General features: G+C 60.2%; 2 protein-coding genes. Both read right to left on the bottom strand.

What is annotated here, in order from left to right:
• Positions 1–360 (bottom strand): M20/M25/M40 family metallo-hydrolase (locus tag A2I95_RS38610; RefSeq protein ID WP_291737681.1); only part of this gene is annotated, 360 nt, incomplete at its 3' end.
• A gap of 166 nt (positions 361–526) precedes the next feature.
• Positions 527–1,069, bottom strand: coding sequence for a hypothetical protein (locus A2I95_RS38605; protein WP_291737680.1), 543 nt, complete (start codon positions 1,067–1,069; stop codon positions 527–529).
• Positions 1,070–1,338 lie beyond the last annotated feature (269 nt).

Here is a 1,338-nt window from a genome sequence, read left to right as displayed (position 1 = left end):
GAACACAACAGTGCCGTCGAAACTCTGCTCCTGCACCAGCCGTTCCGCGGCACCCAGCAGCATGGACATATGGCCGTCATGGCCGCAGGCATGCATTTTGCCCGGCGTTTCAGAAACATAACCGTGGGTGGAGGTTTCAGTGATCGGCAGCGCGTCCATATCGGCCCGCAGCCCAATGGCCCGGTTGCCGGTGCCCGCCCGCAGCAGGCCGACAACCCCCGCGCCTTCATGAACCTCCAGCCCGAGGCTGCGCAGATGCTCCGCCACTTTGGCCCTGGTCCGGTCTTCCTGAAAGCCAAGCTCCGGACGCCGATGGAAATCCCGGCGCAGCGCGGTCAGGCGGTCCTGAAAGCAGTTCATATGCGTTCCCCAAGCTGTTTGCAGCGACCATATTCTGCAAAACGGGACGTGGCGCGTATTTATCCAGAGGCGCTGTGACGAAATTTATTGCTGCAACCGGGTTACAGGCTGAAATTCGTATCTGTCAAAATACAGGCCGCGCGGGCTGCGGTCCGGGATCAAGGGCCTAGATTTCCTCACCCTTTTCCAGCAGTTCTTCGATCAGCTGCCGCTGGATGCCCGGGCTGTCGCCGCCGCCGAATTGCAGCGCTCCACCGGTGTAAAGCGTGCCATAGGTGCGGGCGATATTGACGGTCTGGCCAAGCGAGGAAATCAGCTGGTCTTTTTCCAATGACGACAGCGGATGAATGAACACCGCCCAAAGCCGCCCCTTGGCCACGGCATAGCGCGCATCCAGGGCGGTGTCGAAATTGGCCTGCATCATCCGCATCATGTCTTCCGCTGTCAGCCCCTCGGCCCGGCGCAGCGGCACCATCGCCCGCATCCGGTCCGCTGCCTGGTCCGTCACGATCAGCATCGGCACGCCTGAAATAGTCAGCTGAAACCCGGTGCCCGCGGGCTGCGCGTTTTCGTCCAATGCAAAAAGTATCCGCCCCAGCCGCTCATAGGTCATCGGCGGCTCCGGGGATTCAGGGGCCTTCGGCGCGTCCTGCGCCAAGGCAGGCACAGCAAGAACACACGCTGTCACTATCGTCCGCAGCCAGGCCATAACGGCACCTCCTCATTGACACCTGCCCACAGGCTACTGCGCCGCGGCGCGAGGCTCCATGCACAGATGAGTGAGGCGCCGTGACTAAGCCCAAACGAAGATCTGGACGATCTGCAATGCCAGGCGGACGAACGGGAATTAAACGTCCATGGTTTCGGACATAAGTTCAACTCATCGGGCTGCACAGCCTGAACTGAACAGAAAAACCCGCAACTGAACCTGATGAGGACAACCATGAAAATTCTTCTAACAACTGCCCTGATTTCGCC

This window comes from Leisingera sp. F5 (genome assembly GCF_001593695.1).
Note: the sequence above shows the minus strand (reverse complement) of the source record. Positions and strands in the feature narration are given on the sequence as shown.

Excerpts from the sequence above, each read along its gene's own strand:
- A2I95_RS38605 (WP_291737680.1), bottom strand. The coding sequence starts at position 1,069 with ATGGCCTGGCTGCGGACGATAGTGACAGCGTGTGTTCTTGCTGTGCCT.